At 54.5% G+C, this 25,520-nt stretch carries 17 protein-coding genes; 10 read left to right on the forward strand and 7 right to left on the reverse strand.

Annotation, left to right across the window (positions count from 1 at the left end; genetic code table 11):
* Positions 1 to 170: 170 nt before the first annotated feature.
* The 3 genes from P1X16_RS04210 (at position 171) to P1X16_RS04220 (ending at position 7,214) form a co-directional block, all read left to right on the forward strand.
* Entirely contained in the window at positions 171 to 3,074 is a 2,904-nt protein-coding gene (locus tag P1X16_RS04210) for a gliding motility-associated C-terminal domain-containing protein (protein WP_277226604.1), read from the forward strand.
* Positions 3,075 to 3,185: 111 nt separating this feature from the next.
* Entirely contained in the window at positions 3,186 to 4,070 is an 885-nt protein-coding gene (gene fabD / locus P1X16_RS04215; RefSeq protein WP_277226605.1) for an ACP S-malonyltransferase, read from the forward strand.
* A gap of 450 nt (positions 4,071 to 4,520) precedes the next feature.
* A complete protein-coding gene (locus P1X16_RS04220) occupies positions 4,521 to 7,214 on the forward strand; it encodes a gliding motility-associated C-terminal domain-containing protein (protein ID WP_277226606.1) in 2,694 nt (897 codons plus the stop codon).
* A gap of 163 nt (positions 7,215 to 7,377) precedes the next feature.
* On the opposite strand, the gene folK is transcribed toward P1X16_RS04220, so the two are convergent.
* Positions 7,378 to 7,866, reverse strand: a complete 489-nt coding sequence (gene folK, locus P1X16_RS04225) for a 2-amino-4-hydroxy-6-hydroxymethyldihydropteridine diphosphokinase (RefSeq protein WP_277226607.1) — start codon at positions 7,864 to 7,866, stop codon at positions 7,378 to 7,380.
* Between the two features lie 27 nt (positions 7,867 to 7,893).
* Positions 7,894 to 8,775: a dienelactone hydrolase family protein gene (locus tag P1X16_RS04230; protein WP_277226608.1), complete on the reverse strand. Its 882-nt coding sequence runs from the start codon at positions 8,773 to 8,775 to the stop codon at positions 7,894 to 7,896.
* 159 nt (positions 8,776 to 8,934) lie between these two features.
* Here P1X16_RS04230 and P1X16_RS04235 point away from each other — a divergent pair, with 159 nt between their 5' ends.
* Positions 8,935 to 9,915, forward strand: coding sequence for a polyprenyl synthetase family protein (locus P1X16_RS04235; RefSeq protein ID WP_277226609.1), 981 nt, complete (start codon positions 8,935 to 8,937; stop codon positions 9,913 to 9,915).
* A gap of 83 nt (positions 9,916 to 9,998) precedes the next feature.
* Here the strand turns inward: P1X16_RS04235 and P1X16_RS04240 are convergent, their stop codons facing one another.
* A complete protein-coding gene (locus tag P1X16_RS04240; protein WP_277226610.1) occupies positions 9,999 to 10,298 on the reverse strand; it encodes a hypothetical protein in 300 nt (99 codons plus the stop codon).
* Positions 10,299 to 10,506: 208 nt separating this feature from the next.
* Between P1X16_RS04240 and P1X16_RS04245 the strand changes: the two genes are divergently transcribed.
* Positions 10,507 to 11,913, forward strand: a complete 1,407-nt coding sequence (locus tag P1X16_RS04245; RefSeq protein ID WP_277226611.1) for a cytochrome P450 — start codon at positions 10,507 to 10,509, stop codon at positions 11,911 to 11,913.
* 128 nt (positions 11,914 to 12,041) lie between these two features.
* Here the strand turns inward: P1X16_RS04245 and P1X16_RS04250 are convergent, their stop codons facing one another.
* Complete coding sequence (locus tag P1X16_RS04250) at positions 12,042 to 13,370, reverse strand: TlpA disulfide reductase family protein (RefSeq protein WP_277226612.1); 1,329 nt, start codon at positions 13,368 to 13,370, stop codon at positions 12,042 to 12,044.
* Between the two features lie 279 nt (positions 13,371 to 13,649).
* Between P1X16_RS04250 and P1X16_RS04255 the strand changes: the two genes are divergently transcribed.
* From P1X16_RS04255 to P1X16_RS04275, 5 genes are all read left to right on the forward strand, one after another.
* Complete coding sequence (locus P1X16_RS04255; RefSeq protein WP_277226613.1) at positions 13,650 to 15,944, forward strand: aconitate hydratase; 2,295 nt, start codon at positions 13,650 to 13,652, stop codon at positions 15,942 to 15,944.
* A gap of 82 nt (positions 15,945 to 16,026) precedes the next feature.
* Complete coding sequence (locus P1X16_RS04260) at positions 16,027 to 16,971, forward strand: EamA family transporter (protein ID WP_277226614.1); 945 nt, start codon at positions 16,027 to 16,029, stop codon at positions 16,969 to 16,971.
* Positions 16,972 to 17,092: 121 nt separating this feature from the next.
* Positions 17,093 to 18,013, forward strand: a complete 921-nt coding sequence (locus tag P1X16_RS04265) for a carboxypeptidase-like regulatory domain-containing protein (protein ID WP_277226615.1) — start codon at positions 17,093 to 17,095, stop codon at positions 18,011 to 18,013.
* A 530-nt stretch (positions 18,014 to 18,543) separates the two neighbouring features.
* On the forward strand, positions 18,544 to 19,230 hold the full coding sequence (locus P1X16_RS04270) for a TIGR02117 family protein (protein ID WP_277226616.1): 687 nt from the start codon (positions 18,544 to 18,546) through the stop codon (positions 19,228 to 19,230).
* A 48-nt stretch (positions 19,231 to 19,278) separates the two neighbouring features.
* Positions 19,279 to 19,977: a carbonic anhydrase gene (locus P1X16_RS04275; protein WP_277226617.1), complete on the forward strand. Its 699-nt coding sequence runs from the start codon at positions 19,279 to 19,281 to the stop codon at positions 19,975 to 19,977.
* Positions 19,978 to 20,092: 115 nt separating this feature from the next.
* Here P1X16_RS04275 and P1X16_RS04280 read toward each other — a convergent pair whose 3' ends face one another.
* From P1X16_RS04280 to P1X16_RS04290, 3 genes are all read right to left on the reverse strand, one after another.
* On the reverse strand, positions 20,093 to 20,341 hold the full coding sequence (locus P1X16_RS04280; protein WP_277226618.1) for a hypothetical protein: 249 nt from the start codon (positions 20,339 to 20,341) through the stop codon (positions 20,093 to 20,095).
* A 406-nt stretch (positions 20,342 to 20,747) separates the two neighbouring features.
* On the reverse strand, positions 20,748 to 21,737 hold the full coding sequence (locus tag P1X16_RS04285; protein WP_277226619.1) for an IS110 family transposase: 990 nt from the start codon (positions 21,735 to 21,737) through the stop codon (positions 20,748 to 20,750).
* Positions 21,738 to 22,028: 291 nt separating this feature from the next.
* Entirely contained in the window at positions 22,029 to 24,830 is a 2,802-nt protein-coding gene (locus tag P1X16_RS04290; protein ID WP_277226620.1) for a S8 family peptidase, read from the reverse strand.
* Between the last annotated feature and the right edge of the window lie 690 nt (positions 24,831 to 25,520).

Raw genomic sequence — 25,520 nt, forward strand, 5'->3', positions numbered from 1 at the left:
CTTCGGCGTTCCCGCGTTAGCTCGCATGAATCAATATGCGCGCTACTCCGTTAGATAAATGGAGTTTGCTGATCCTTTTACCAACCTACAGGTCTGATTTTTGTTAGATTAGTCCTAAGGTTTTGCTGTTGTTCAGCCGTAGGCCCTTCCTTCCCTCATTACCCGCCTCTATGTTGCGTTCGTTACTATTCCGTTTGACCCGTTTTGGGTCATTGCTGTTGCTTTTGGTGGGATTATTGACTTTGGCGTTCCCAACTCAAGCAACTCACATCCGGGCCGGTGATATTCAATCTAAGGTTGATACCACTGCCGGGGCCAATCCGCGCCGTATATTCTTTCGGTTGACCCTTTATTGTAGGGACCCAGCCAATGGGGTGCCTGACCAGCCTACCGCAGCCATTTTCTTCGGCGATGGTAGCTGCGACCTCAACGTGGCTCGCACAACTAATGTGTTGCTTCAGCCAGACGTACGGCGCTATACCTACGAGTTCGAGCATACCTACGGGGCGCCAAGTCCGGCAGGCCGGCCGTACGTGGTTAGCTTTATCGGAGAGAACCGGAATGCGGGAATCAGGAACATGGCGAACTCGGTGAACCAGTCGTTCTACATTTCCACTACGGTTACCATTGACCCGGCGCTCTTGCAGAACCGCTCCCCGGTTCTTCGGCGCCCTGCCATCGACAACGCGGTGGTTGGCCAGGTATTCCAGCATAACCCCGCGGCGTATGACGCCGACGGGGATTCTTTGGCGTATGCCCTCGTGAACAGCCAGCAAGCTGGAAATGCCACCGCCGTAGTGAACTGCACTCCTGCACCTGCATCTGTTCCTGCTTTCGTACTACCTAATGCCGTTGCTCCTGGCGTACAGGTGCCGTTTACTGGGCCACCAGTAGGAGTACCCGGAGACAACGCTATTTTCCAAATAGACCCTGTTACGGGACAAGTGGTGTGGAATGCTCCTAGCTCGCCAGGCGAATACAATTTTGCCTTAGTGGTGAAAGAGTACCGCCGTGTAGTAGTGGGAGGGCAACGCAATTACCGTCTGATTGCAGAAGTCATCCGGGACCTACAGGTGACGGTGCGAGCCAGCAACAACCGGCGTCCCGAGCTGGTCATCCCGCCCGACTTGTGCGTGGTAGCAGGCACTCCGGTTGTGGGTAACGTGACGGCTACTGACCCCGATGGCAACCGCGTACGGCTCACGGCTAACAGTGGGATTTTGCCCCCGGCCACCTTCGTTCAGTCCTCGTTTGGCCCGCCCACTGCCACCGGTACTTTCCGTTGGACGCCCGACTGCAATAACATTGCTTCCAACCCAACGCAGGTAGTCTTCAATGCTACGGATGAACTTCCAATGGCTAATGGAATACCTCTAACGGACATCCGTACGTGGCGCATTAGGGTTATCGGTCCGGCGCCGCAGAACTTGCGGGCAGTAGCCGCTGGCCCGCCCCGAAGTGCCCGCCTAACGTGGAACAGCTACCTTTGCCGCAAGCCCGGGGCGCGGGTGCTTATCTACCGGCGCGAGAACTCAAACGGGGGAGACTTCGGCGAGTGCGTGACGGGCATTCCGGCCTCCTCAGGTTACGTGCAGATTGCTTCTCTCACCTACACCGGCACGACCGACATCGTCGATTATACTGACACCAACGGCGGGCAGGGTCTGGAGCGGGGCAAGACCTACTGCTACCGCATCTACGTGGCCTTCCCGCTGCCGGCTGGGGGCGAGAGTCTGGCCTCGCAAGAGGCGTGCGTCGAGTTTCCGGGCCGGGCCCTGCTCATGCGCAACGTGACGGTGGACCGCACCGCGGCCAGCGGCGGGCAGATCACCGTGCGCTGGACCAAGCCCCGCAGCACGCCCGAGTTTGCCAGCCCGCAGCAATTCCGGGTGTTGCGCGCGCAGGGGCAGGCCAGCACGGCGACCTTCACGCAGGTCGGGCCGTTGATCAACGTGACCAACAATAGCAACGACACAACCTATATTGATCAGGACCCTTCGCTGGACACGCAGAACCGGGCCTACACCTACAAGGTGGAGTTCCTGAGCCAGAATGTGGTGACAGAAACGGCCACTGCTGCCTCGAGTGTACGCCTAGAGGGAACGGCCACGCCAGCTGTGGGCAGCGCCGACCTGAACACGATTGACTTGCGCTGGACTTACAACGTGCCGTGGGACAACACGCGCCAGCCGACGGTGATCTACCGGCGCGGGCCGGAGGCCACAGGCCCATTCGTGCGCATTGCCACGGTGACGGGCACGACCACGGGCGGTAGCTACCGCGACCAGGGCACGGCCACCCAGCGCCTGATCAAAGGGCAGACCTACTGCTACTACGTCGAGACGACAGGCACCTATAATGCGGAGAAGCTGCCGAGCGGGCTGGTGAACCTGAGCCAGCAGCAGTGCATAGCGGTGCGCAACGTGCCGTGCGCGCCGGTGCTGCGCTTGCAGCAGGCCAACTGCGACAGCCTAGCCAGCCGCCTCTTCGACTTGCCGGCCACCCCCCTCAGCGGCCCGGTCTATGCCAACGCTCTGAGCTGGCAGCTAAGCACCACCCCCGCCGACTGCAGCCGTGCCATCGCCGCTTACAATCTCTACTATGCCCCCGCCGGCCAGGACTCGTTGCGCTTCCTGACTACGGTACCGGGCACACAAACGAGTTATGTGCACCGCAACCTGCTGTCAGAAGCAGGCTGCTACGCCGTGCAGGCCGTCGACTCGAGCGGCACGCGCAGCGCCTTGAGCAACCGCGCCTGCAAAGAGGACTGCCAGCTCTTCCTCTTGCCCAACATCTTCACCCCCAACGGCGACGGCAAGAACGACACGTTCCGGCCCAAGGTCTTCACCCCGCTGCGGCGCACCCACTTCACGGTCTTCAACCGCTGGGGCGTCAAGATCTACGAGAGCAGCGCCGACCCGCTCATCAACTGGAGCGGGGGCGGCAGCCGCAGCGAGGGCGGGGCCTCGCCGAGTGTGGTCGAGGGCGTCTACTACTACCAGGCCGAGGTCGAGTTTGGCGATGTGGCCAACACCAAGCGCACCTACAAAGGATGGGTCCAAATTACCCGGTAGCCGACTTAGCTTACGCTGAGTGACCTATTTGCAAAGCCCGCTGCCCTTCGGCAGCGGGCTTTTTTATTCCTGTTATCTTGCCCCCCCATCTTTTCCTCCGTTTCTCTTCTTATGAAAGCAGTTGTTTTTCCGGGCCAGGGCAGCCAATTCAGCGGTATGGGTCGTGATCTGTACGAGCAGTACCCCGCGGCGCGGCACCTAATGGATCAAGCCAATGAAATCCTGGGCTTCCAGCTCACTGACGTTATGTTCACCGGTTCCGAGGATGATCTGCGCCGTACAGACGTCACGCAACCCGCTATTTTTCTGCATTCTGTCGCGCTAGCTGCTGTATTGCCTAACCTTAATCCTGATATGGTGGCTGGTCACTCGCTAGGCGAGTTTTCGGCCTTGGTAGCGGCCAAGGTGTTGCAGTTCGAGGATGCGTTGCGACTAGTTGCCCAGCGGGCCCAGGCTATGCAGGCGGCCTGCCAGGAGCAGCCCGGCACGATGGCTGCCATCCTGGCCCTCGACGACGATACCACGACTCGCATTTGCCAGGAAATAACGGCAGCGGGTAACGTAGTGGTAGCCGCCAACTTCAACTGCCCAGGGCAGCTGGTGGTATCGGGTTCCCAGCGGGGCATAGAGTTGGCCTGCGAGCAACTAAAAGCTGCTGGTGCCAAGCGTGCCCTACCGCTGCCAGTAGGAGGAGCCTTCCACTCTCCGTTGATGCAGTCGGCGGAAGCTGCTTTGGCCGAGGCTATTGCCAAAACCACTTTCTCGGCTGGTATCTGCCCCGTGTACCAGAACGTGGACGCCGCCCCACACCGGGACCCCGACGAAATCAGGGAAAACTTGGTGCGGCAATTAACTGCGCCCGTCCGCTGGACGCAGAGTGTGCAACGCATGGTGCAGGATGGCGCCACCGAATTTGTGGAGTGTGGACCGGGTAAAGTATTGCAAGGTTTGGTTAAAAAGATTGCACCAGAAGTAACAGTAAGTTCTGCCGTGTAATAAGAAGCAGCATCTAAAAGCAAAGGCCTCGTGGTGTTATCACGGGGCCTTTGCTTTTAGATGTAAGCTGCTAATCAACAAACAAAGTAGTTGATAGTGGCACTCTAATAAACAGGGCAGTAACGAGCAATATAGCCTCTAGAAAGACTATATTGCTTTTCTAAAGATTTAGATTTTGTTGGCTTATTTATATAGGCTGTTAGATAGGTCCTAGCGCAGGGCATTCGCTTACTACTTGCTTCTATGTCACATACTTTACTATTTCCCAAAGCTTGGGTTAAAGCTTTTTGGTTGTTATTGTGGAGCTTGAGTTTGGTTGTTTCGGCGCAAGCCTCTCACATTCGAGCTGGCGAGATTCAATCAACTATCGACACCAATAATCCCCGAAGAGTATATTTTCGGCTGACTCTCTATTGTCGAGACCCTGCAGGCCCATCCGTTCCTGGCCAGATGCAGCCCCCTGACCAGGCAGATGCAGCTATATTCTTCGGCGACGGCAGTTGCGATTTGAAAGTGCCGCGCACCACCAACGTGCTCGTCCGGCCCGATATAAAGCGCTATACCTACGAGTTCGAGCACACATACGGGGCCGCTAGTCCGCCTGGCCGGCCCTATGTCGTCAGCTTTATCGGCGAAAACCGCAACCGGGGAGTGTTGAATATGAGTCTTTCCGATCAGCAAACATTTTATATCTCTACTACCGTTACCATTGATCCAGCGTTACTACAGAATCGTTCGCCAGTGCTTCGGTACCCGGCCATCGATAATGGAGCGGTAAATGAAGTGTTTCAGCATAATCCCGACGCCTTTGATGCTGACGGCGATTCTTTGGGATACGAATTAGTGAATAGTCAACAGGCCAACGCAGCAATAGCGGCATCTACCTGTACTCCGGCGCCCGCTTCGGTACCTGGTTTTGTGTTCCCTAATGCCGTTGGTAGCGGGGTGCAAGTGCCTTTCACGGGGCCACCAGCATGGGAGCCGGGTGGCAAAGCTGCTATCTTTAAGATAGATCAGAGAGGCCAGTTGGTATGGAATGCACCGGCAGTGGCTGGTGAATATAACTTCGCTATTGCTATTTATGAGTACCGTCGCACGGTGGTGAGCGGCCGGCGTTTTTATCGTCTCATCTCCACTATTATTCGCGACCTACAGGTGACGGTGCGAGCCAGTAACAACAAGCGGCCTGAACTGGTCATCCCGCCCGACTTGTGCGTGGTAGCAGGCACTCCGGTTGTGGGTAACGTGACGGCTACTGACCCCGACGGGCAGAGAATCACGCTTTCGGCTAGCAGCGGAGTATTACCCCCAGCCACCTTCGTCCAATCCTCGTTCGGGCCGCCTACCGCAACAGGTGCTTTCAACTGGACGCCCGACTGTAACAATATTGCTTCCGACCCAACACAGGTAGTTTTCTCTGCCGTAGATGATCCGGGAGTAAACACTTCAGCGCAATTAACGGACATTCGTACGTGGCGCATCAGGGTGATTGGGCCGGCGCCGCAGAACCTGCGCGTGGCGCCAGTTATTGGCGTCAGCAACGCCCGCAACGCCCGCTTGACGTGGAACAGCTACATCTGCCGCAAGCCCGGGGCGCGGGTGCTCATCTACCGGCGCGAAAACTCGAATGGAGGCGACTTCGGCGAGTGTGTAACGGGCATTCCGGCCTCCTCAGGTTACGTGCAGATTGCTTCTCTCACCTACACGGGCACGACCGATATCGTCGACTACACCGATACCAACGGTGGGCAAGGTCTGGAGCGAGGCAAGACCTACTGCTACCGCATCTATGTCGATTTTCCCCGGCCGGCGGGGGGCGAGAGTCTAGCGTCGCAGGAGGCGTGTGTCGAGTTTCCGGGTAGTCCGCTGCTCATGCGAAACGTAACAGTAGACCGCACCGCACCTACTAACGGCCAAATTACGGTGCGCTGGACCAAACCGACCAGTACCCCTCCTTATCCCGAGCCGCTGCAGTACCGCTTATTCCGCGCTGTAGGAACAAGTCCATTCGCGCCAGTCGCCTTGATAAATAATGGCGACACAACCAGGTATGTGGACAAGGATCCGGCGCTGGATACGCAGAATCGGACGTACAGCTACAAGGTGGAACTGCTAAGTCAGAACTTGGTGGCCGAAACGTCGGCTTCGGCTTCGAGCGTACGGCTTGACGGCACAGCTGTTGAGGCAATCAACCCGAACGAGCAAAATGCCATTGATCTGCGCTGGACGTACACAGTGCCGTGGGACAATAGTCGGCGGCCCACAATAATTTACCGCAAAGGGGAAAACCCTAACGACCCGTTCGTGCGCATTGCCACGGTGACGGGCACGACCACGGGCGGCAGCTACCGCGACCAGGGCACGGCCGCCCAACGCCTACTTAAGGGTCGGACCTACTGCTACTACGTCGAGACGAATGGCACCTATAATGCCCCTACATTGCCTGACTCACTTGTTAATTTAAGTCAGCAGCAGTGTATAGCCGTGCGTAACGTGCCGTGCGCGCCGGTGCTGCGCTTGCAGCAGGCCAACTGCGACAGCCTAGCCAGCCGCCTCTTCGACTTGCCGGCCACCCCCCTCAGCGGCCCGGTCTATGCCAACGCTCTGAGCTGGCAGCTAAGCACCACCCCCGCCGACTGCAGCCGCGCCATTGCGGCTTACAATCTCTACTATGCCCCCGCCGGCCAGGACTCGTTGCGCTTCCTGACCACGGTACCGGGCACACAAACGAGTTATGTGCACCGCAACCTGCTGTCAGAAGCAGGCTGCTACGCCGTGCAGGCCGTCGACTCGAGCGGCACGCGCAGCGCCTTGAGCAACCGCGCCTGCAAAGAGGACTGCCAGCTCTTCCTCTTGCCCAACATCTTCACCCCCAACGGCGACGGCAAGAACGACACGTTCCGGCCCAAGGTCTTCACCCCGCTGCGGCGCACCCACTTCACGGTCTTCAACCGCTGGGGCGTCAAGATCTACGAGAGCAGCGCCGACCCGCTCATCAACTGGAGCGGGGGCGGCAGCCGCAGCGAGGGCGGGGCCTCGCCGAGTGTGGTCGAGGGCGTCTACTACTACCAGGCCGAGGTCGAGTTTGGCGATGTGGCCAACACTAAGCGCACCTATAAAGGATGGGTCCAAATCACCCGGTAATTGCTCAGACCAATTGAAAGATGTACCTAACAATCGTCGCGGTTGAGCGGTAGCAACTTCGGTGACAAGCTGAGAACACTCTAAATCACAACGACCTTCTGATAGCTCAGGAGGTCGTTGTGGTTTAGGGGGTTTGGATGCTGGCAAGAGTGCAAGAAAGGCTTCACACGTCTTCTGCTCGTATCACTGCTAAGTCATCTTTACAGGCGACCAACAACTCTGCTACCGTCTGATGTAGTACCGGGTGCACAACTTCAGGGGCAATTTCTGCTAGTGGCACCAGCGCAAATCGACGTTCAGGCAGGCGCGGATGGGGAACCGTAAGACGGGGCGTATCAAGTACAAGGCTGTCGTAGAAGAGAATATCGACATCGAGGGTGCGGGCTCCCCAACGTACTTTTCGTTCGCGGCCGGCTTGCTGCTCTGCTCGCAGACACACATTCAGTAGCGCTTCGGCTGGAAGAGAAGTACAGAGGTGCACCGCTTGATTCAGAAACGCGGGCTGATCTTCCAGACCCCACGCGGCAGTTTCGTATAGTCCCGATACGGCCTCTAGGGAGCCAGCAGTAGCTGCCAAATACTGTACCGCCTCTTTAAGAATAGCAAGCCGGTCGCCAAGGTTGGAGCCAAGCAGAAGGTAAGCGGTTGACATCTGATAAGAGTCGGTAGATGGTAAAGGTTACCTGCTTGATGGCAGCACCCGACGGAAAAACTCGACAGTGGCGTCGGCAGCTTGCTTTGCATCCGCGGGCAATTCCTTTAATGTCCATGGGTGAGCACCGCCGAAGTTATGCGTGATGTTAGGCAGAATGAGCAGTTCGGCTTCGGGTTTCCAGCTTTTCAACTCGTGGGCGCGCTGCACGGGTACGGTTTCGTCTTGGTCGCCGTGGAGGACGAGCAGGGGCTTGTGCAGCTTACGGCGCACACTATGTGGGATGTCTAGGCGCAGGCGGTTGGCATGGTAGTCTTCTACAATCTGGTAGTAAAGCGGCAATTGCTGCTTGGTACGGCTATTTTCGACGTGGTAAACGCCTTGCTGCTGCCAATGCTGCATCAACTCGTCCGACCAGCCGGGGTTTATATTGTTGATGCCAGCCCACGTTGCTACTGCTTGCACCCTCGGGTCCTCGGCAGCCTTAAGCAGCACCAAGCCGCCGCCGCGGCTGTGGCCTATCAGGGCAAGGCGCGCAAGGTCGGTTTCAACAGCCGGGATGCCTGTTTGAGAAGGTTGTTCCAGCGTATCCAGCAGGGTGCCGATGTCGTCGAGTTCCAGCGAGAAGTTGTTCTGGCCGAAGGCTTCCAGGTCTTCCAGGTCGCCGGTGCCGCCGACCACCAAGCCGTTGTGCGACAGATTGAGCTTCACGAATACAAAGCCTTGCTGCGCAAAATAATCAGCCAGTAGGTTGAAATGTCCCCAATCTTTGAAGCCCTTGAAGCCGTGCACGAACACTATCACAGGCTTGGGCTGACCGTCGGGCAGGTAGCGGGCGTCGGCGGTGAAGGGCCGGCTATGGCGGGAGCTGGTCAGTTGAAAATCGAGGCGGACAGGTTGCGTAGGCATAGTGGCGAAGATACGCGGTGAAGGGATGATGTTCCGCTGGAGCTGATACCAACGTTTAGACCGTCGTACTCACCATTTCACTAAGTCGAGAACTCACCTCTGCGCCACCTCTTTATTTCACCATTTTCCCCGTATCATTGCAGCGCCCAAAACCGCTGCATGAACGTTACGCTGGACCAAATACAGGCGCCAATTGCCACCGAGATGGCGGAATTTGAACAAAAATTCCGGGCGTCCATGCAAACCAAGGTGTTGCTCCTCGATAAAATCATGGGCTATATCGTGAAGCGCAAGGGCAAGCAGATTCGGCCCATGTTCGTGTTTTTCACGGCCAAAATCAGCGGGGGCGACCCGCTCCCGGAAGCTTCTTACCGTGGCGCGGCACTTATCGAGTTGCTGCATACCGCCACGCTCGTGCACGACGACGTGGTAGATGAAAGCAACTACCGGCGCGGCTTCTTCTCGATCAACGCCCTCTGGAAAAACAAGATTGCTGTTCTCGTCGGTGATTATCTGCTGAGCAAAGGGCTGTTGCTAAGCCTCGAAAACGACGATTACGCACTGCTCAAGCTAGTAAGCAATGCTGTGCGCGAGCTAAGCGAAGGCGAACTACTCCAGATCGAAAAAGCCCGCCGCCTCGACATCACCGAGGATGTGTACTTCGATATAATCCGGCAAAAGACAGCCTCCCTTATTGCTTCTTGCTGCGCCGTTGGGGCGGCATCGGCCGGGGCTGATGCCGAAACCATTGAGCGCGCCCGGCTTTTTGGTGAAAAAGTAGGCATGGCTTTTCAAATTAAAGACGACCTCTTCGACTACGGCACGGCTGAAATTGGCAAGCCAGTCGGTATCGACATCAAAGAGAAAAAGATGACGCTGCCGCTCATCCATTCGCTGCAGCAGGCCGATTGGCTAACCAAGCGCCGCGTCATCTACAACGTCAAAAACAACGACGGCCGCAAAGACCGGGTCCAGGCCGTTATTGAGTTCGTGAAGAAGACGGGTGGGCTAGAATATGCCATTGGCGTAATGGAGAAATATCGGGACGAGGCGCTGACTATACTTCGCACTTTCCCCGATTCACCTTCCCGCTCGTCTTTGGAGCAGCTCATCAACTACACTATTGAGCGGGAGAAGTAACTAGAGTGCGCATCGTTGGTATAGGGCATAAAAAAGCGCCCCGGTAGCTTAAGCTACCGGGGCGCTTTTTTATGCTTCGTATGTTATGCCTGGACTTGATATTCCACGCTTTCGGGTGCCACTTCGGATACCTCGAACGTCACGCCGTCGAAGGTGCTCTTGACGGTAATTTCGTGAATCATGTCGCAGCCGGGGCACTTGATTTCTTCGGTTTCGAACTGCCCATCGTCTTCGGTGGAATTGGCCAGGTGGTCGGCGGCAGGTACACCGAGCAAGTCGGTAAATACTTCCGTATGACACTGGTTACACTCGAACTTGAGGCCCACCGTGCGGCCTTGGAGCTCATCGAGAGGGGCGGGGGTGGTTTTCTGTTGAATCCACATAAGAAATTAGTTTGGTTTTCAAGAAAGGAAGGAGAGCAGAGCGGCGGCAGGCCACTACTAAAGGCGCCTACCAGTAGTTGTGTACGCACCACTTATGGGTTTATGTTGTCTGGGAGGTAGAGATAATACGGCTGAGGCGCTGGATGTCTGCTAGCCAAGTGCTACACTTGCGGCCGCTCTGTCCTGATTATCCCAATCTTTTTTAGATATGCCTATCTCTCCCGTTGAATCCGCTACGGCTTCCCAAAAAACAGTGCCATGGGTACCGCGCTGGCGCACGTTGCTCGGCTCGGTGGCTTTCACGCGTGACCCTATTGGCCGACTCAACGGCATTCTCTCTGACTATGGCGACACGGTAGGGGTGTATCTGGGTGGAGTCCGGCCGGGTATTGTCACCCGCGACCCGGCCTTGGTGCAGCACATTCTCCAGAAAAACCACCGTCGTTACCTGAAGTCTGACCTCACGCACGGCCTCATACGCTACTTAGGCCGCGGGCTGCTCACCAACGAAGGGGCCGACTGGCTGCGGCAGCGCCGCCTGATTCAGCCGGGCTTTCATCGGCAGCGCTTAGCCGGCCTGACCCGTCTGATGCAAACGGCCGCCGAAGAATGGACTGCCGAGCTAACGGCCCGCACCGCCACACCCGACGGGACGGCCGTAGTGGATATTCACGAAGCCATGACGCGGGTGGCGTTCCGTATTGTGGCACGGGCTACCTTCAGCGCCAGCCTTTCCGAAGCGGAAGGGGAGCGGCTAGCCGACATTTTAACCCGGATTCAGGCCTTCTATGTGCGCACCGTGCGGCAGCCGTACTTGCGGCCATGGTTTCGCGCCCGGGGTAGCTACCGCCACCACGACGTACTTAGCCGGGAGCTACGTGAGCTAATTCGGGGCTACATCCGGCAGCGCCGCCAGCATCCACCCACCGATCCCGCCCAAGCTCCCGACGACCTGCTGCAAATGTTGCTCGATACCCGCTACGAGGACACCGGGGAGCCCATGCAGGAAAACCAACTGCTTGATGAGGTCAATATCCTGCTAGTGGCGGGCCACGAAACGTCGGCCAACGCGCTAAGTTGGATGTTCTATCTGCTGGCCCGGCACCCTGCCGTTGCCGACAACGTGCGCACCGAAATGAACAGCGTACTCGCTGGCCGCCCCCCCGAATTCAGCGACTTGCCTAAGTTGCCTTACTCGATGTACGTAGTACAGGAAACCTTGCGCCTGTACCCTCCCGCTTGGATTCTGGACCGCGTAGCCTTGGAAGACGACGAATTTCAGGGGCAGCCCATTCCGAAAGGCACCCTCTTCTCGCTTTATCTCTACGGTTTGCACCACCACACTGCCCTTTGGCCTGATGCCGAGGAATTTCGGCCCGAACGGTTTGCGCCGGGTGCTGCCCCAGTGGTACCCACGTATGGTTACCTGCCTTTCGGCGGCGGTCCGCGCCTGTGCGTCGGCAACCACTTCGCCCTCACCGAAATCCAGCTGGTGTTGCTGGAAACACTGCGTCACTTTAGCATCGAACCCGCTACAGACACTCCCCCGGTACTCATGCCCCTGGTCACGCTACGCCCGCAAGGAGAACTGCCACTCCGTTTCCGAAAGGGCTAGCCTCCACGAGCTTTACTTCACAAAAGCGTTATTACTTAAGAAACTAAAGCCAGCAAGCTAGTTCCCCTCTCATCCGAGGAGGGGAACTAGCTTGCTAGTGTTAAAGCTAACTTGGTAAGCAAACGAGTTTACTCCGCTAACAAGCTAGCCACTGTTTTCTCGAATTCCTCGGTTTCTTGCTGGTAGTATTTACCGGTGCCGGGGCCGGAGAAGCCGGTGTGAATCTTTCGGACTTCGCCTTTCTTATCTAGGAAGATGGTGGTGGGGAAGGCCAGGACTTTGGCTAGCTGTGGCAGCGAAGTGCTGGCGGAATCCTTGTTGGCTATGCCGGCCACGGCCAAGTCGTAGCCTACATTGAGGCGCTGCTTCATCTTGAGCAGTTTCTGCGACGCTAGTTTCTGGTCGGGGGTACGCTCGTAGCCTAGGCCAATGATTTCAACGCCGCGCTGCTTGTTTTTCTCGTACCAGGGCGCCAAGAAGTTGGTTTCGTCCATGCAGTTGGGGCACCAGGAACCCAGGATTTGCACTACCACTACTTTGCCTTTGTACTTGGGGTCGGTGGGGGAGATGCTGCCGCCTTCGAGGATGCTCGGGAACTTGAAGTCGAGGCATTTCTGGCCAGGCTTCATGCCGGTAAGGGCGTTGGCGTCTGGTAGTTTGGCGTTGGCGTCGAGCACGGCGGTCCAGGTTTCGTGGCCGCTCTTGCCGCTGTAGAAATTGCCTTTGATGTTGTTGATGTTGCCGGGCTTGTCCAGCTTTCCATCAAACAAAAAGCCGTGGCTACCATCAAACGTCGACAGCATCACATGTTCGCCGTCGGGCTTGTTCACTAAGTTGCCCGCCAAGTACCGATAGTCACCGGTAGAAGTCAGGAAAGTGCCGGTAAGCACGGCGCTGTTCGTGGTATCCTGCTTGATAATACCAACGGCCGGGTACGTTTCGCCATCGTCGCCCCGGAACTCCACGCGGAAGGTAGCGCCCTTCTTCATGTCGCCGTAGGTGGCCGCCGTTTTGGCGTCCCCCACAAACAAAGCTGTTGGGTATGCGGCTTTGGCAGCACTAAACGGCACGCGGTATGGGTCTTTGGCGTCGTACTTCACCCAAGCTCCTTTCAGCTTATCATTGCCATCGGCTCGCACAACCAGCGCGGCATCGAATACACCCAAGCGGATGGTAGTGGAGTCGCCGGCGGTAGTGATTTCGTCGAGCTTGAGGCGCTCCTCGCCGTTGCGCAACGTCACGGTAGGCTTGCCACCGTCGGTAGCTACGTCAAATAAGAAGGGAATTTCTTGGCCCTGTGCAGAGAGCACACCCCGCCAGGTACCGGCGGTGAGGAGCGTGGCCGTGCCTCCGGTAGCAGCTTGATTATCAGAGGGCGAGCCAGTGCCGCAAGCAGCTACAAGGAGCGTGAGGCCGGCACCGAGAAACACTTTTTGGAAAAGCGAAGAGAGAGACATAGTCAGCGTAGAAAGACAATACGTTCGGCGCTAAACTACAAATCGCCGAAATTGGTTTAATAAGGTAAAGTGCCAAGGTAGCACGAAGCACCGGTTTGCCGTCGTGTGCAACCGCACAGGACGGCTGCCAGTTAACTGTTTTGCTTAAAAAGCAGGAAGCTAAAGCTTCGTGAGAAAGCGTAGACCAGAAAGTTTGGGACGCGCCCTACCAGGCGCCTATATTTGCGTACCTGCTCTTATAAGTAGGTCCGTTCCCTCCACATTTTTCCTTTTCGCATTATGGCGTTTGACTTAGAAATGATCAAGGCGGTGTACGCTGGCATGGGCTCCCGCATCGAAGCTGCTCGTACTGCCGTTGGTCGCCCGCTTACCCTGACCGAAAAAATCCTGTACGCTCACCTGTACGGCGGCTCTGTTTCGCAGGCATATAAGCGCGGGGTTTCCTACGTCGATTTCGCCCCCGACCGTGTGGCCATGCAGGATGCCACGGCTCAAATGGCGCTGCTCCAGTTTATGCAAGCTGGCAAAACCAAAGTGGCCGTGCCCAGCACAGTGCACTGCGACCACCTGATTCAGGCGAAAGTAGGAGCCGATGAGGATTTGGCCATCGCCAATTCCGAAAACAAAGAAGTATACGATTTCCTGGCTTCGGTCTCCAATAAATACGGCATCGGCTTCTGGAAGCCCGGTGCTGGTATCATTCACCAAGTGGTACTCGAAAACTACGCCTTCCCCGGCGGTATGATGATCGGTACCGACTCGCACACCCCCAATGCGGGTGGCCTCGGCATGATTGCCATCGGGGTAGGTGGCGCCGACGCCGTCGACGTAATGGCCGGCATGGCGTGGGAGCTGAAGTTCCCGAAGGTTATCGGGGTGAAACTGACCGGCAAGCTCTCGGGCTGGACGGCTCCCAAAGACGTAATCCTGAAAGTAGCGGGTATCCTGACCGTAAAAGGCGGTACGGGTGCTATCGTGGAGTACTTTGGTGAGGGTGCCGAAAACATGTCGTGCACTGGTAAGGCTACCATCTGCAACATGGGTGCTGAAATTGGGGCTACCACCTCGGTGTTTGCCTACGACGAAAGCATGGCCAACTACCTGCGCGGCACTAGCCGGGCCGAAATTGCCGACCTGGCTTCCGGTGTAGCTGAGCACCTGCGCGCCGACGACGAAGTGTTTGCGAATCCTGCCGAGTACTACGACCAACTGATCGAAATCAACCTCTCCGAACTGGAGCCGCACGTTAACGGCCCCTTCACGCCGGACGCTGCTTGGCCGATTTCTCAGTTCGCTTCCGCCGTGCGTGAGCATGGCTGGCCCGAGAAGCTGGAAGTAGGCTTGATTGGCTCGTGCACCAACTCGTCGTACGAAGACATCACCCGCGCCGCTTCCATTGCCGAGCAAGCCGTGAGCAAAGGTCTCACCGTGAATGCCGAGTTCACTGTAACGCCCGGCTCGGAGCTGGTGCGCTACACCGTAGAGCGCGACGGTCTGCTAGACACGTTCGCTCAAATGGGCGGTGTGGTACTGGCCAACGCCTGCGGTCCGTGCATCGGGCAGTGGGCGCGTCACACCGACGACCCCAAGCGCAAGAACTCTATCATCACGAGCTTCAACCGCAACTTTGCTAAGCGTAACGACGGCAACCCCAACACCCACGCTTTCGTGGCTTCGCCCGAAATCGTGACGGCTTTCGCCATTGCTGGTGACTTGACCTTCAACCCGCTGGTGGATACGTTGACCACCAAAGATGGTCAGCAAGTGAAGCTCGACGCGCCGCACGGCCTCGAAATGCCACCCCAAGGCTACGCTGTAGAGGATGCCGGCTACCAGGCTCCTGCTGTAGACAGCTCTTCGGTGCAGGTTATCGTGGACCCCGGTTCCGACCGTTTGGAGTTGCTCGACCCTTTCAAGCCATGGGAAGGCACTGACCTGAAAGGGTTGCGTCTGCTCATTAAGGCCCAGGGCAAGTGCACTACCGACCACATTTCGATGGCCGGTCCGTGGTTGAAATACCGTGGTCACCTCGACAACATCTCCAACAACATGCTCATCGGGGCCACCAACGCTTTCAACGGCGAGGCTAACTCGGTGAAAGATGCCCTGACTTCGGGTACGCCTTACTCGCCGGTACCGGCCGTAGCGCGTAACTACAAAGCCCAAGGCATCGGCTCGGTGGTAGTTGGTGATGAGAACTACGGTGAAGGCTCTAGCCGTGAGCACGCCGCTATGGAACCACGCCACTTAGGTGTGCGCGCCATCATCGTGAAGAGCTTCGCGCGTATCCACGAAACCAACCTGAAGAAGCAGGGGATGCTGGCCCTCACCTTCGCCAACAAGGCCGACTACGATCTGATTGAAGAAGATGACATCATCGACATCCTCGGTTTGACCAACTTCCAGCCCGGTCAGCCGCTGCAAGCCCGTCTGCACCACTCCGATGGTGATACCGACCTCATCACCCTCAACCATACCTACAACGAGGGACAGATTGAGTGGTTTAAAGCCGGCTCGGCCCTGAACCTAATCCGACTGAAAGAGTCGGGTGCAGCTCAGTTGTCGCAGAAATAGTAGTATCTGCTTGAAAACAAAAAGCTGCCCTAAACAGGGCAGCTTTTTGTTTTTATAAGCTAGTGTTTACTCTAAATAAAGTATGAGCAGTAATACCAAACAGTCTATTCCTGTTGCCGGGTTTGTGGTCACGTTGGTGGGGGCAATTTTATTTTCCACGAAAGCAATTATTGTGAAGTTGGCATTTGCTGGCACGCATACCGATGCTCTTACCTTGCTGACTCTACGGATGCTGTTTGCGCTGCCGTTTTATTTAGTTGCCGCTTTTGCCGTAAGCAGTCGGAGCAGCAACGTGAAATTGAAAGGAAAAGAATGGGCGTTTGTGTTAGCGCTAGGTGTACTTGGTTATTATTTAAGCAGCTTATTTGATTTTATAGGATTACAATATATTTCGGCAGGCCTCGAACGACTGATTCTATTTCTGTACCCGACGTTTGCCGTATTTATCAACGCTTATTTTTTCAAGCAGAAAATATCCGGTGTCCAGCGGGTAGCCTTGCTATTAACGTATGCAGGTATTGCGCTTGCCTACTTTGGGGAACTTGCCATAGATTCCAGCAACCCCAATTTCTATTTCGGAAGCTTTATGGTGTTTTTGTGCGCCACCACGTACGCCATGTATATTGTAGGCAGTGGAAGAGTAATTCCACGCATTGGCTCCACCAAATTCACGGCTTATGCCATGCTTGCCGCTACAGCCGGAATATTCGTGCACTTTGCAATAGCCGGTGATACCGCCAAGTTTCAGGCCGAACACGGACTGTGGTTGTATGGGGTGTTGCTGGCGGTGGTTGCCACCGTTATTCCTTCCTTTATGTTGTCCTACGGCTTAAAAAGCGTGGGCTCTAATAATGTGGCCATCATAAGTGGTATCGGGCCAGTCTCAACCATCATGCAGGCGTATTTTATTTTAGGCGAGAAAATAGTTGTTGAGCAATTAATAGGAACCGCACTAGTTATTGCAGGCGTAATTTTAATTGGTTGGAAAAGGAAGCCCGCCGCCGTAGTGGAAGAGGTTGCTGCTTGATAGAGCTTGGTTATTATCCTGGCTGTAACAATTGCTGCCGCTTTAAAATCAAGCCTATTTTTATATTATATGGAATAAAGGTTGTTTTAGCTTTATTCCGTATAAAATTTATTTATGCTCTATGAGAAAGTGCTATTTTCTGACGACGGTTTTCTTGTTTCTCTGGATTTCTGGTAAATCACAGGGGATAGTACGAGGCATTGTATTAGCTAAGGATAGTGAACACCCATTGCCGGGCGTAACAGTAATAGTTGCAGGCAGCAAAATAGGTGCTTCTACTAATTATTATGGGTATTTTGAATTAGCTGTACCAACTGTTAATTCTGTATTGATATTTAATTATATTGGCTTCAAAAGCCAGCAGGTTACAGTAAGGACTGGTGATAGTGTAGTGGTCAAATTGCCCGTCCGATGCATTCAGGATTACTTTTATTATCGTTACGTAGGCGTATCACTCACCAGCGGAATAAGGTATACACCTTTGGGAGGACAACTTACTCTATTCCAACCCAATCTGCTGTATAATGACTTTATGCAGCCTGCTGCGCGCCTGGAGCTAGAGTATCAAACAGGTTCCCATAATTCATATCGAACGGCGGCACTAACTATAGATGAGCTGATAACTACGTGCAGTAACTTCAACTTGGATATAGGGCTGGAGTATCAGAATCTTCAAGTAGATAATCCCTATGTATTGTTTAAACGCTATAGTTTAGGTGCGAATATTGGGTTAAATAAACTGCCCTTCATCTGGTTAGCAGTTGGTCGGGCTAATTATCAGGAGCAAGACCACTGGCGCATAGGTGTAGAATTGGGTAGCCAATATACGTTGGTGATAAAGCGCAGATATGGGCTAGACTTGATGAGCCGGGTAGCATGGTGGCAAACTAGTTGGCAGTGGCAAAACAGTATTTCAGTTGAACGCAAACGGTATGTTGCTGCCGCTGTCTATCGACAAATAGGCACTCAGTATCGAGAGGTAGGTATTCGTTTGGGAGTGAAATTATTCATCCCAAATTCCAAGAAAACCGCCGTTGAATAAAATGCCAATTAGAATTATTACTCTCTACCGTAGAATGCTGTAAACCGAGAAATTATAAGCACTTAAAGCACCGCGCCTGTAGTCTCTCATATCACTTAATCCAATGCAAGGCTGATGTTTGGGCAGCAATTGGCAGTGATGCCCGAAGTACACGCCCACAACCGTGCCGCCTTGTATCTCTACTTAGCAGCTGATATGCCCTTTGTGCAGGAAACCGGCCGACACTTTCAAATGCCGACCGGCTGCGGCTCGACGCCTTGCACCGCCAAACCCTACAGCACTACGGCATCGAGGTGATAGAAATCAGCGGAACATGGCCCCAACGTTTCAAGCAAGCGGTTCAGTTGATCGAAGTATTGCTTGCTTGCCACTAGCTACAACTAAATAAGTCTCGCCGTCGATTGTCGCCTAATGATTAAAGCATCTTTGTCAGCTTACGCTAACTAATGGTTCCAAGTCGGCCGGGTGACTTTTTCGTACTGTCGGGATAAAGCCTGTCTTCACCACACACCAATACGAAGCCTCTATCCATGGCCGGATTTATCAAGAAAATAGCAAAAGTTGCGAAGTACACGGGCATAGGGCTGTTGGGAGTAGTGGCAGTATATGGGGTGGGGGCTGTAGTACTATCTGTGATACCAGTGGGCACCCGTAGCACTCCCGAATCCGGCGACATTGAAGCGTACGTGCTGTCCAATGGGGTCCACACCGATATAGTAGTGCCCGTTCAAACCAGTCAGATTGATTGGAGCCGCACCATTCGATATACCGATACCCCAGCCGCCGACACCACTCGGCGCTACATCGGCTTTGGGTGGGGCGACAAAGGCTTTTACCTAGACACGCCCACCTGGGCCGAACTTAAGCTAAGCACTGCTTTACGAGCTATGTTTTGGTTGGGTACTTCGGCCATGCACACTACGTTTCACCATAAGCCCCTAGTGGGGCCGCATTGCGTGAAGATATACTTGACTTCTGCCGAGTATACCCGGCTCATCGGCTTCATCCAAAAGAGCTTTCGGCCTGATGCGCAAGGCCAAATCCAGCACATCAGCGGCCATAGCTACGGCCGCTACGACGCGTTTTACGAGGCTAGGCGAGTGTACAATCTTTTTTATACTTGCAATACGTGGGCCAATGAAGCGCTAAAAGTCAGCGGCCAGAAAGCTAGTCTTTGGACTCCGGCTGATGGAGGTATCTTTTGGCATTACAGATAGCTTTATCTTGCCGGCTCATCAATTCATTTCACTTAACCGCTAATTCCCATGACGACGTACGACGAAATATTCGAGAACAACCGAAAGTGGATTGAAACGCACAACGCTACAGGCCCCGAGTTTCTGGCTCGCTTGGCTGGTGATCAGCGCCCCGACTACCTGTACATCGGCTGCAGCGATTCGCGCGTGACAGCCGAAGAACTAATGGGCGTGGCGCCCGGCGAGGTGTTTGTGCACCGCAACATTGCCAACTTGGTCAACAACATAGACCTCAATGCAATGTCGGTTATTGAGTATGCTGTGCAACATCTAGGGGTCAAACATATTGTTGTGTGCGGGCACTACGGCTGCGGTGGCGTGAAGGCTGCCATGCAGGCTCAGGACTTAGGTATCATGAATCCATGGCTGCGCAACATCCGTGACGTGTATCGGCTGCACCACCAGGAGCTAGACGCTATTGAAGATACTACCGCTCGCTACGACCGGTTGGTGGAATTGAATGTGCAAGAACAGTGCGTAAACGTCATCAAAACGGCCGTCGTGCAGCAGCGTTACCTGCAGCACGGTTATCCTACCGTGCACGGTTGGGTGTTCGATTTAAAGACTGGGCTCTTGAAAGACCTGAAACTGTCTTTCGAAGATATCCTGCACGGTATTCAACAGATATATAACCTCGGCGACAAATCCATGTTTGACACCAAGGAAACGCCAGCCCAAGAAATAGGAAGCAAGGCAGTTGCAGAATAAGCAGCTTCAGGAAATGGGATTTTCCTCCTAAATAGGTAAAAAGAAACCCGGCTGCTTCTGTCTAGTAAGACGGAAGCAGCCGGGAAAGAGGATGGCGAGAAAATGGGTGGAGCGCCTAGTTAAGCCAAACCTCGGCTACCGTTTCGAAGCGGTGGCGGGCAAAGGCTCCGTAAGGCTGCTCAGCATAGAAACCCAACACATGGATTTGAGGTAACCCAGTGCGCGCGTTGCGGCGCACCTGGATAGGATACACTTGGCCGGCTTTAGGCCAGTCACCAATGTGGTCGGAGGGGCGGCGGCTGTCATCTACACAGCGAGCATATTGCTGTACAGGCGGCGGAACGGGAAGCTTTACTTTCGACATATCCAAAGATACGGATATTAACCGATTCTAAAAAGATTAGCCCTTCTTTTTTGTGATTAAAAGTGCCTTAATTGCCATTTAATCCAGTCTTAATAACTATATAGGTTGTGCAATATACAGCTGTGCTTGAGGTAAAGCTGAAGCTGATCAGTAGGTATATGCTAAAAATATTAGTTAACCGGTGGTTAGTTCCCTATCTACAAACTATGTGCTTTTGTGTACTGCTGTAGGTACCTGTTTTCTGCTTACAGCCTGAGTGCACACTGAAATATTTAGCACCGTGTATAAAACCATACTATTTTAGCAAGGGAGGCTCTGCAATATTCTTTTTAGCTAGAGTGAAATAGGTAGGTGTTGTGCTTGCTATTTCTGCTACTCGTGGGCTCAACATGAACGGTGTTGAAAGTCAAGAGTTGAGGGCCAGTTTTGAGGTAAAATCGGCTTGGTAAGGTACCCCCGATTTAACGATGGCAAAGGCTTGTTTGAGCAGCTTGTTGCAGACGGCAATCAGGGCCACTTTGCCATTCTTTCCTTTCGCCACGAGCCGCTCGTAGATGGCCTTACAAGCCGCATTCGTTTTCTTGGCCGAGAAGCTGCACATGAACAGCTTGCCGCGGATCAAGCCCCCACCCATTTTGGTGATGCGCACCTTGCCGCGAATGCTCGTGCCCGACGTGTGCTCGCGCGGGGACAAGCCGGCCATGGCAATGAGTTGACGGTAGTTGTCCAGGCGCGTGAAGCCACCGGCAAACAAGAGGAGCATGCCCGCCGTCTTGCGGCCAATTCCCGGAATCGAGCATAAGAGCGTCATCTCCGTGTGAAAGCGCTGTTCCAATAAGGCAAGTAACTCGGCTTCGACTTCTTGCACTTGTTTGGTGAGCGCTTTCAGGATCTGTTGCAGTCGTTTTAGGGCGGCTTTGCTGATGACCGGTTGTTGCTGCAGCGCCTCCAAGGAGTTGCTGATCATGGTTTTCTGCTTGAGTAGCTGTTCATTGAGTTGCTCAAGTTGTCGGCACTCCACCAACACTTGCTCATCGGGTTGCCAGATCTTGACTGCTTGCTGCTGGCCATAGCGCAGCAGCCACTGGGCATCTTTTCGGTCACTCTTGCTTTTACTCAGATGCATCTGGATAAAGCGTTTGATGACCAACGGATTAAGCACGGCCACTTGGCCGCCTTGTTCGTGCAGATAATAGGCGAGGGATAAGTAGTAGGTGCCGGTGGCTTCCATGACGAACAGGCAGTGCGCCCCACAGGCCTTCACTACCTGCTGAAAGCCGGCTTTGCTGTTGCTGACTTCTAGGTGCTGTACCTGTTCTTGACACAAGGAACAGATGGCGAGCGAGGCTTTGCTCACGTCAATGCCAACCACGGGAAGAGGAAGTTGCGGATCCATACCTGGGCGATGAGAAAGAGGTGAAGGGAAGAAGGACTTCTAGGGAGTCTTTTGCTATCCTGATACAAGCTCACTGGCTTCATGGAACGGTCCAAAGTGGTCCCAGAAAAGGGAAGGGATTGTCATGTTAAACGAGCTCACAGGCTCCATAACGAGCGAATCTTACTCCTCCCTCTTCCTTCTCAGCAGCCATTTTACGGCGAGTAGGCGAACATAGGATAACGAAGCGCTCCACGCGGAGGAAAAAGAGTGCTTTTTCCTCCGCGTGGAGCGCTTCGTTATGTTATACTCTTAATGCGTCAGTACTACGCGCCGGGTCAAGCTACCGGTAGTGCCTTGTACGCGCACTACATAGACACCAGCGGGTAGCTCCTGCAAATCCAGCGTGGCAGTTGAGCCAAGTAATGCTTGCTGCTTTACCAGTTGGCCGAGGGGGCTTAATACCTCTAGGCGTTTGCCACCAAAACTAGCTGGCACTTCCACCCGAACTTGGCCGGAAGTAGGATTGGGGTACAACTGCCACGCCACCTGTGCAACAGCCGGCCGGACGGGTAATAGTTGGCTTTGCGTATAGCGGGCTATGGCATCGTCGGCGGCTATCTGTAATTGGGCTAGGGTAGGGGCTGCAACTATTGCAAACGTGACGACCACTGAGTCGGAGGGAGCTAGGGAAGGCATTACAGCGGCCACTACCTGCGCGATGTCAGTGCCTTTGGCTACGCCAGCTGTGCGTTGGCGGGTACCACTGCTCAAAGTCAGCATTTTTTCGGCCCGACTGAAGCCATTGGCAAGACGAACTGCACTGCCCACGGGCGCATTTACATCAATGGCGTAGCTAGATACGGTACCGCCCCGCAACCACTGCACACCCACATAGGCATTGGGCGCGTCCACATTATAAGCATAGCTGAGGTGTCGTACCGAATCCCAAACCACAGCATTATGATTATAAGTACCCATGTCCCAGTCGGCAAATATGCCAGCGTAGAGGGGTTTTAAGGTATCAGCAGTTACGTTTTTGATCTGGTATTCCATCGTCACGTAGTCGCGCTCCACGCCTTGGCCCCATGAGTTTCCCTGCTGGCGGACCTGCACCCCTACGGTGCGGTTGCGGGTTGCACTTGGTAAGGAATCGCGCAGGATGCCAGTGGCCGTTAAGTTGGCGTACGCGGTTTGGCGGCGCAGGGTGGTTTGCGCCTGCGTGTAGAAGTCTACATCCGTGCTGTTACGGTCGTTGCGCAGGCGGCTGGAAATGCGAGTGGTGCCAGTGCCGAGCAATAAGCCACCCTCGTACAGCATAGAGTTGCCACCTTTATAGCGCACGCCTTCCCCTTTATCTGACCCGAGCCCATCGGCACCTAAGTTGCCGCGGTGCGAAAGGGTAACGGCCAAATTACCGGCATTCAGCACCACGTATTCCGGATTGATAACGACGGTAGTGTACTGGTCATCCTGGTAGCCAGTGGCAGGGTCGGAGAGGCGGTAGCGCAACGTCACGGACGTATTGGTAGGCGCTGCCGATGCTACTAGCAACTGAAACGGCGTGGCAGCATTGGAAACCCTGGACATAGTGCCCAACCCTGTGGTCGTAAACGAGCCCTGCCGCACCGTGACGTAGGGCGAAAGCGACGTAACGGTCAAGGTTAAGTTTTGCATCGGTTGCAGTAAGTTCTGCATCTCGACGGTCAGCCGAATGGTGTCGTTGAGCTGATAAATCGGTTTGGTTGGGTTGAATAAACATTGTGTGAGCCGCACCGCGTGCTGATTGTTGGCTTGCACAGCACGAAATACGTTCAGGCGGCCGGTACCTAGCTTACCGATATAAGCAGCGTTGCCGGGCAGATTGTACACGTTATCGGTGGTGGCGCGTAGCTGCGCAATTACTTGCGCTGCCGAAAGCTGCGGAAACCGAGCCCGTACCAATGCGGCTGCACCTGCCACCAGAGGTGCCGAAAACGAGGAGCCGCTGGCGCGGATGTAATCAGCGTCAGTATCGCCCCAAGTGGTATAAATTGCTTCACCGGGCGCTATCAGATCTATACGGCGGCTATAGGTAGCACTAGCTGACCGGATATCGGTAGCGCCGCACCAGCCAACTGACAGCACGTGGTCGTAGCTAGCTGGGTAGAAATCTAGCTCGGCATTGGTGTTGCCAGCCGATGCTACCAACACCACGTCGCGGTTGATGGCTGCGTACGTTATGGCATCCTGCTCGAACTGGGAGCGGCCCCCGGCGCCACCCCACGACATATTGATGATTTTGCAGCCATGGTCGGCAGCATACACGATGGCCTCGTAGCCAGCGAAGCTGCCTGTGGCAGTGCTTGGATAGATTTTGAGCGGTAGAAAACGGCACTTAAACCCTACGCCGGCAATACCGGCCCCATTGTCGGCGCGGCCCGATGCTGCGCCGGCGGTGTGCACGCCGTGTAGCGGCTGTGACGCCGAGTTTGGAGCGGGGTTGTTGTCACGATCAGCAAAATCCCAGCCGCGGTAGTTGTCGACGTAGCCGTCGTGGTCGTTGTCGATGCCGTCGGGTGGGTCTTGGTAATTGCGCTGCCACTGACCGGCCAAGTCCTGGTGGGAAAGCCGAAAGCCGGTATCGGTGATGCCAATCAGGACTGTGGTGTCTCCTTGCGTTAAATCCCAAGCTTGGTAGGCGCGGATTTTTTTCAAGTGATACTGACCAGGAGCAATCGTAGAATCGGCCAGCGGATCGCTGGGCAGATAGAGGGGGGCGCGGTAATACAGCGGTTCAGCGTACTCCAGCACGCCCGTGTTCAGCAACGCATTCTGCGCTTTGCTTATCGAAACTTCCTCGTTGAACCACACTTGGTATACCAAGCTCAAATCGACGGCGCCGGGCCGCTCGTAGTTTGGACGTATCGTATTAGGAAACTTTTGCTGTATCTGCGTGGCGCCAAGGCGGCGCAATAAGGCGTCCAGCACCGGGCCAGCTACTGCATCAGAGGATGCTTGAGGTCGAAACTCTGGCTTAATCTTGAATACCAGCGTGCCAGGCAACGTGATAGGGGCTTCAGCCACGCCTTGCCCCCATGTTGGCGATGACTGAATGGTAGCAGGCTGTGTCACTCCCATAAAGGGAAACCAAGCCAGAATTAGGAATAATACTAATTTGAACGATGGTAAAGATTTGTCCATAGTGCAAAATTAACCAACTGCTAAACGCCCCTTTCACACGATGCCCTTTGTAAGTATGTTGAATTATACATTGAGGCATCCAACTTTCGATTAGTAAACCTAATCAAGAAAAACGGCTTAAAAGGGCTTTATAAGCTGATTCATATCAATAACTTTATATAATACCAATAATTGATAAATTTTATGAGGTTGTAATATATGTAGTAGTTGGTAGTAGATGTTTTATGGCAGTGCAAGCATTTTGTACAATATCAATCCTGAATTTAATTATAATAGCAAGCTACAGAAATTAGTTTTTTTATAATAAGACTGCTTTGTTTTAAACAGGAAACAGGTGTCTAGCAGAAGCGCAATTGCTACTAAAGCGGAGCCATGCTGAAAATGAAAGCCCTGATCTACCTCAGCCTGTAAAGGCGGCGTGACAGATCAGGGATTTACAAGTAGCCGGGAATAGCGGTGCATTCGTGCTGATGGAGTGAACTAGCACTTGTGATGAGGTAAGAGCATAAAAAAAGACGCTTCCATGGAAGCGTCTCTTCGGTATTAGAAGAACTAGGTGGTATTACTCCAACTCGCCTTCAAAACAGGCTAGAAAGGGCTAAATAGTCGTAAACAGCCCCT

Origin of the sequence: Hymenobacter sp. YC55 (genome assembly GCF_029433095.1) — a bacterium.
Classification (GTDB): domain Bacteria; phylum Bacteroidota; class Bacteroidia; order Cytophagales; family Hymenobacteraceae; genus Hymenobacter.

What these genes read in the sequence shown, in the direction of transcription:
- P1X16_RS04210 (WP_277226604.1), top strand. Translation starts at nt 171, where the DNA reads ATGTTGCGTTCGTTACTATTCCGTTTGACCCGTTTTGGGTCATTGCTG.
- fabD (WP_277226605.1), top strand. Translation starts at nt 3,186, where the DNA reads ATGAAAGCAGTTGTTTTTCCGGGCCAGGGCAGCCAATTCAGCGGTATG.
- P1X16_RS04220 (WP_277226606.1), top strand. Translation starts at nt 4,521, where the DNA reads ATGCAGCCCCCTGACCAGGCAGATGCAGCTATATTCTTCGGCGACGGC.
- folK (WP_277226607.1), bottom strand. Translation starts at nt 7,866, where the DNA reads ATGTCAACCGCTTACCTTCTGCTTGGCTCCAACCTTGGCGACCGGCTT.
- P1X16_RS04230 (WP_277226608.1), bottom strand. Translation starts at nt 8,775, where the DNA reads ATGCCTACGCAACCTGTCCGCCTCGATTTTCAACTGACCAGCTCCCGC.
- P1X16_RS04235 (WP_277226609.1), top strand. Translation starts at nt 8,935, where the DNA reads ATGAACGTTACGCTGGACCAAATACAGGCGCCAATTGCCACCGAGATG.
- P1X16_RS04240 (WP_277226610.1), bottom strand. Translation starts at nt 10,298, where the DNA reads ATGTGGATTCAACAGAAAACCACCCCCGCCCCTCTCGATGAGCTCCAA.
- P1X16_RS04245 (WP_277226611.1), top strand. Translation starts at nt 10,507, where the DNA reads ATGCCTATCTCTCCCGTTGAATCCGCTACGGCTTCCCAAAAAACAGTG.
- P1X16_RS04250 (WP_277226612.1), bottom strand. Translation starts at nt 13,370, where the DNA reads ATGTCTCTCTCTTCGCTTTTCCAAAAAGTGTTTCTCGGTGCCGGCCTC.
- P1X16_RS04255 (WP_277226613.1), top strand. Translation starts at nt 13,650, where the DNA reads ATGGCGTTTGACTTAGAAATGATCAAGGCGGTGTACGCTGGCATGGGC.
- P1X16_RS04260 (WP_277226614.1), top strand. Translation starts at nt 16,027, where the DNA reads ATGAGCAGTAATACCAAACAGTCTATTCCTGTTGCCGGGTTTGTGGTC.
- P1X16_RS04265 (WP_277226615.1), top strand. Translation starts at nt 17,093, where the DNA reads ATGAGAAAGTGCTATTTTCTGACGACGGTTTTCTTGTTTCTCTGGATT.
- P1X16_RS04270 (WP_277226616.1), top strand. Translation starts at nt 18,544, where the DNA reads ATGGCCGGATTTATCAAGAAAATAGCAAAAGTTGCGAAGTACACGGGC.
- P1X16_RS04275 (WP_277226617.1), top strand. Translation starts at nt 19,279, where the DNA reads ATGACGACGTACGACGAAATATTCGAGAACAACCGAAAGTGGATTGAA.
- P1X16_RS04280 (WP_277226618.1), bottom strand. Translation starts at nt 20,341, where the DNA reads ATGTCGAAAGTAAAGCTTCCCGTTCCGCCGCCTGTACAGCAATATGCT.
- P1X16_RS04285 (WP_277226619.1), bottom strand. Translation starts at nt 21,737, where the DNA reads ATGGATCCGCAACTTCCTCTTCCCGTGGTTGGCATTGACGTGAGCAAA.